The sequence below is a fragment of the Clostridium gasigenes genome (assembly GCF_900104115.1).
Taxonomy (GTDB): Bacteria; Bacillota; Clostridia; order Clostridiales; family Clostridiaceae; genus Clostridium; species Clostridium gasigenes.
In genome coordinates this window covers 1-5,457 of sequence record NZ_FNJM01000038.1, presented here as the reverse complement: position 1 = coordinate 5,457, position 5,457 = coordinate 1, and the positions used below count along the sequence as shown (strand labels likewise).

The 5,457-nt window shown below is 27.6% G+C and carries 7 protein-coding genes; 5 read left to right on the top strand and 2 right to left on the bottom strand.

What is annotated here, in order from left to right; translation table 11 throughout:
- Positions 1-228 (bottom strand): HTH domain-containing protein (locus tag BLS77_RS19375; protein WP_341423508.1); only part of this gene is annotated, 228 nt, incomplete at its 3' end.
- Between the two features lie 397 nt (positions 229-625).
- Here BLS77_RS19375 and fliB point away from each other — a divergent pair.
- The 5 genes from fliB (at position 626) to BLS77_RS19350 (ending at position 5,109) form a co-directional block, all read left to right on the top strand.
- Positions 626-1,774, top strand: a complete 1,149-nt coding sequence (fliB, locus tag BLS77_RS19370) for a flagellin lysine-N-methylase (RefSeq protein ID WP_089973796.1) — start codon at positions 626-628, stop codon at positions 1,772-1,774.
- Between the two features lie 170 nt (positions 1,775-1,944).
- Complete coding sequence (locus tag BLS77_RS19365) at positions 1,945-2,751, top strand: mechanosensitive ion channel family protein (protein ID WP_089973795.1); 807 nt, start codon at positions 1,945-1,947, stop codon at positions 2,749-2,751.
- A 307-nt stretch (positions 2,752-3,058) separates the two neighbouring features.
- Positions 3,059-3,613: a sugar O-acetyltransferase gene (locus tag BLS77_RS19360; RefSeq protein WP_089973794.1), complete on the top strand. Its 555-nt coding sequence runs from the start codon at positions 3,059-3,061 to the stop codon at positions 3,611-3,613.
- A 154-nt stretch (positions 3,614-3,767) separates the two neighbouring features.
- Positions 3,768-4,760 carry a DMT family transporter gene (locus BLS77_RS19355; protein ID WP_089973793.1) on the top strand — a complete coding sequence of 331 codons (993 nt, stop codon included), beginning with the start codon at positions 3,768-3,770 and terminating at the stop codon, positions 4,758-4,760.
- A 4-nt stretch (positions 4,761-4,764) separates the two neighbouring features.
- Entirely contained in the window at positions 4,765-5,109 is a 345-nt protein-coding gene (locus BLS77_RS19350) for a hypothetical protein (RefSeq protein WP_089973792.1), read from the top strand.
- A 193-nt stretch (positions 5,110-5,302) separates the two neighbouring features.
- On the opposite strand, the gene BLS77_RS19345 is transcribed toward BLS77_RS19350, so the two are convergent.
- A partial coding sequence (locus BLS77_RS19345; RefSeq protein WP_139164867.1) for an IS3 family transposase occupies positions 5,303-5,457 on the bottom strand: 155 nt, incomplete at its 5' end.

Genomic DNA, 5,457 nt, shown 5'->3' with positions numbered 1-5,457 from the left:
ACTTAGAAATCGGCGCGATAAATTATCAACTCTCTGTTTTCCTAAAACCTTAACATCAAATCCTGCATTCCGTAGTATTTCTAATGGCATTTTCCCGGTATTATATTCAGAAATATAATACTCCTTAAATTCATCTGTATAAGTAATAGCTTTATTACTAGCTTTTTTTACAAATGGATTTACTGATAAATCTTTCAATTGTTCATCTGTAAAATAGATTCTTCCCATAACTACAATCCTCCTTTAAAATATTTTACAATAAAAAAAGACCCTATAAAATAGAGTCAGTTAAATAAATGTTTAGCACTTTTTTCTAACTGTCCATTCTATAGGTACCAGTTTAAAACTTTATTGCAGTTTTTTATTGAAGTTTGAGTTATATTTCTCAAAATGCAAGCGGCTGATATACATATATAATTAAGCACAAGATGAAGATAGTTCATTAAATACTTACTAACGATTCAGACGGGTTTATTATTACTTATAGAAAATTACAACAAGTAGGTTATAATGGGCATATATGATTTACATAGTTTTAGATAATAAAAAATATACTAAAACCAAATAAGTCTATTATAATAATTAATGGTTAAACAAATATTATAAAAAATTGGAGTAAAATTATATGAATAAAGGAATAGATATCTTAAAAATTTCAAATTATGATAAGTTTAATTGCATAGCTGATAAATGCAAATTTACATGTTGTGAAGGTTGGGATGTCAGTATAGATACTGATACTTATAATAAATGGGAAAAAGAAAATGATAAGTTTGATTATATTTTTAATAATGTAAAAATAAAAAAATGTGGAAGTAAAACAGAGTATTTTATAGATAAGGAGACTGGTGAAGAGTGTCCTTTCTTAGATAAACAGGGGTTATGCCAGATAGTAAAAGGCCATGGCGAAGGGTATTTATCTTTAACATGTCATACATTTCCTAGGATAGAGAATATCTTTGAGGATAGAAAGGAACTTTCATTATCATGTGCATGTCCAGAAGTAGTAGAACTTATGGGAAGCATAGTTGGAAAAATAAATATAATTTCAGAAAATGATATTACTTTAAAAAGCCATTTATTAGAACTTAGAATAAGAGAAGCCCTTATTAATATAATAAATCAGGAGAATTTTTTATTAGAAGATAAGCTTATTATTAGTTTTGAAATGTTATTAACTACTTTAGAAAATAAAAATCTTAGAGAAGATACTTTATTAGAAAAAATAGAAAAGTATAATAAAGGAGAGTATATACAAAAACTTATAGCTATGTATCACGAAATAGAGTTAAACACAGATGATTCAATTGAAGAAATTAATTCTCTATTTTTAGATATTATACAGAATTATAAGGAAGTTTCTATTTTAGAGGAGCTTTTTAAAGATAGTTCTAACTTTGCGGAAACTATTAAAATTGAAAGCCTTTCAGCAAAGTGGCATGATTATAAAAGGTTGTTTGAACAACATAATAAGCTAATTGAAAATTGCATTGTAGCTAAGATTTTAAGTAGCTGCGTCAGTAATGATGTTGAGGAGATGGCAATTTCTTTTCAAATGATTATATTAGAGTATTTATTAGTAAGGTATGCTGTATTTTTGAAGTATTGTATGAATAAAAATGAAAAAATAGAGACTGAAGACATAAAAGATTATATTGTAGCTTTTTCAAGAATTATAGGCAATAATACTGATGCAATTATAGAGTTTTTCGAAGATGGTTTTGGTGAAGCTGTTTTGGAAATGGGGTATTTTTGTTTTATAACTTTATTTTAATAATTAGTAAATATAAAACACAAATAGTGTAATAGTTGTATTATTCAATTTCTTAGTAAGGTTTACAGTTAGGTGATATCATTTTCACTTACTAATATAATAATTCAGAACAATTGATTTATTATACTTTTTTGACTATAATCAATTTTACAATTAGATTGGAGGGCTTTATGGACATAACTAAAATTTCGGAACAAATTATTTTTTGGGCATCAACAAACGGTTTAAAACTTATTATCGGTTTAATTTCTCTTTTTATTGGTTTTAAATTAATAAACAAGGTTATTATAGGATTTAGATCTATTTTAGAGAAACAAAATGTTGAGGCAACACTTATTACTTTTTTAGATGGCTTATGTGAATCTATAATGAAAATTCTTTTAGTTATATTTATATTAGGTTACATAGGTATCCCAACAACTGGTTTTGCGGCTCTTATAGCTTCTGCTGGTTTAGCAGTTGGACTTGCTCTTCAAGGAAGTTTATCAAACTTTGCTGGTGGAGTAATACTACTATTTATTAAACCTTTTAAAGTAGGAGATTATATTGAAGCGAATGGACGTTCAGGTACTGTTGAAAGTATTAAAATTTTCTACACAAACTTAGTAACAAATGATAATAAGTCAATTGTTATACCAAACGGAACTTTATCTAACGGTATTGTAGTAAACTATACTGCAAAAGATACAAGAAGAGTTGATTTGGTATTTGCAGTAGCTTATACAGCTGACATATTACATGTAAAGAAAGTACTTACTGAAATTGTGAATAAACATAATTTAATTTTAAATGTTCCCGAGCCATTTATCGCTATAAATGAACATGGGAGTAGCTCAGTAAATTTTGTTCTTCGAGCTTGGTGTAAAACCGAGGATTATTTGACAGTTTATTTTGATTTATTAGAAAAGGTCAAGATTAAGTTTGATAATGAAGAAATTGATATCCCTTACCCTCAAATGGATATACATATGAAATAAAAAATAAAACTCTGTTGGACTAAATTATTGATATACTATACTAAAATAGGTAGTCCAAATATGGACTACCTATTTTTACGCGATTTTTTAAGGGTACATAGAATGTTTCATCACAATTATTTCTTCAAATTCTTGTAAAATCCCCCTGATATTATCGATAGAGACTATAAGCTTTAAACATATACGCTATGGTTCCTTTGTAAACACTTTACTATACATAGGAGTCCTTATGACCAGTATAGCCATATTTATTATACTGTTATGCTATACTCTATTAATTAAGAAGAGATGAATAGGAGTGTATAAAATGAGTGAAAAACAAAAAATGCTAAATGGTCAAATATATAATGCGTATGATAAAGATTTAATAATTTTAAGAAATAAAGCTAGACATCTTACAAAATTATATAATAATACAGATCCTGAAGAAACAGAAGAAAGAATAAATATTATAAAAAAACTATTTTCGAAAATAGGAAAAAAATTTGAAATAGAACCTCCTTTCCTTTGTGATTATGGTACTAACATAGAAATTGGAGAAAATTTCTATGCTAATTTTAATTTTTTAGTTTTAGATGATGGCTTTGTGAAAATTGGAAATGATGTATTAATTGCCCCTAATGTAAGTATATTTACTGCAACTCATCTACTTGATCCGAAACTAAGACCAAAAAATGCTGATTATACAAAATCTGTGACTATAGGAAATAATGTATGGATTGGAGGTGGATCAATAATAAACCCAGGTATAATTATTGGAGATAATAGCGTAATAGGTTCTGGTAGCGTGGTTACAAAAAATATTCCAGCTAATGTTGTCGCAGTTGGAAATCCTTGCAAAATAATAAAATATATTGAATAAAATTTAAAAGTTCTACAATCTAAATTGAAAATATATAAATCTTAAATTTTGTAATTAGGTATTATAAAATAAATAATATACAAAGTATACTAGTCTGTTATTTATTTTATGATGACTTATACAAAGTTTATATATATGAAAGGGACGATTAATATTGGAAGATATAGCTAGTTTGACGTTGAAGAGAGATTTACATTATGCTAAAAGGGGTATAGGTAATTGCTTGATTTCGGGTATAACATGGGGGGGAGACGCAGTTCTACTTGGATATTTATTAACTAGATATCCATTTAACGATGTTAAAACTGCAGTTCAAGCATCTCTTATAGTGGCATGCATACATACAGGATTTTCATCTATTTTTATTTTACTTTACAATTGGTATACTGGTAAAATAAAAGAATTTAATAGGTGTTTATTTAGTAAAATGGGTTTGCTTATTATTATTTCAGCAGTATTTAGCGGACCACTTGCAATGTCAGGATATTTAATTGGAATTAATATGGCGGGAGTTTCGTATACAGCAGTTATAACTTCTTGTTATCCTGCTGTTGGAACAATTTTAGCTGTAATATTTCTTAAAGAAAAACTAAATAAAAGAACTTTAATAGGAATCTTATTATGTGTTATTGGAGCTATAGCTACAGGATATGTAGCACCAACGGCTACAATATATCCTAAGTTTTATTTAGGAATACTATTTGCATTTATAGCTGCATTAGGATGGGGGTTAGAAGGAGTTCTTGGTGCTTATGCTATGGATGTTGTAGATCCTGAAATAGCTATTTCAGTTAGACAAACAGTTTCTTTCTTCATGTATCTATTTTGTGTTATTCCATTTATAAAAGGACATGAAATATTATCTAATTCATTTACAACTCCTAATATGCTAACTTTAATATTAGCAGGTATAGTATGTAGTATATCCTATATAACTTTTTATCTTGGGTTAAGTAAGACTGGAGTAGGAAGAGCTATGGCTCTTAATATTACTTATCCTATATGGGTAATAATCTTAGAATGGTTAATAAATGGTGTACATGCTTCTCCAAATTTAATAATTGGGTGTTTTATAATTGTGTTTGGAGCAATTTTGGTTTCTGGAAACCCAAAAGAAATGGTCAAATTAAGAGAATATGAGGAGTAATAATATGAAACTACCAATGAAATTTAGAATGCTTCAATTAATTTGTGAAAGAAGTATTCAGCCTAAAGTAATAAATACAGGTGAGATTATAAGGCTAATTAATTTAGAATATGGGAATGAAAGACAATGTTGCGATAAAACTATAGAAACACATATCCTAGCACTAAAAGCAGTAGGGTTAATTTCAGAACTTAATGTTTATGAAGAGAAAAATCAATTAAGATCTGAATATAAATCAACAGGTGAAGGATTTAAAAAAATGAAATTTATACCTAGTACTGCTGAAAGTTATGAAGAATGGCTACCCTTTAAAGGACGTGCTAGTAGTTTAGGCATCATAAAACTATAATACTTAAATTATGAGACTGTAATAGAGTTAAAAATAAAGTGGTCCCTATGTCAAGGACAGTTAGAAAAAAACGCCTAAAAAATGAATTGGAATATTTTTTATGGAAGATGTATGACAAGAAAGCACTGGTATTATACCGTTTGTAGGTATTTACCAGTGCTTTAAATTATATTAATATATAAAATTACTTTAGCTAGATTTTAATCGGATATTCACCGGTTTCTAGATATTCGTAGTATTTATTTGGTGATAGCTTGGCCAAATTCCATTGATATCTATTGTTATTATAATAATCAATATAATTATCTGTTTCTTGTTTCAGTAGATTAAATGTGTTGCATTTTCCAA

What these genes read in the sequence shown, in the direction of transcription:
- fliB (WP_089973796.1), top strand. Translation starts at nt 626, where the DNA reads ATGAATAAAGGAATAGATATCTTAAAAATTTCAAATTATGATAAGTTT.
- BLS77_RS19365 (WP_089973795.1), top strand. Translation starts at nt 1,945, where the DNA reads ATGGACATAACTAAAATTTCGGAACAAATTATTTTTTGGGCATCAACA.
- BLS77_RS19360 (WP_089973794.1), top strand. Translation starts at nt 3,059, where the DNA reads ATGAGTGAAAAACAAAAAATGCTAAATGGTCAAATATATAATGCGTAT.
- BLS77_RS19350 (WP_089973792.1), top strand. Translation starts at nt 4,765, where the DNA reads ATGAAACTACCAATGAAATTTAGAATGCTTCAATTAATTTGTGAAAGA.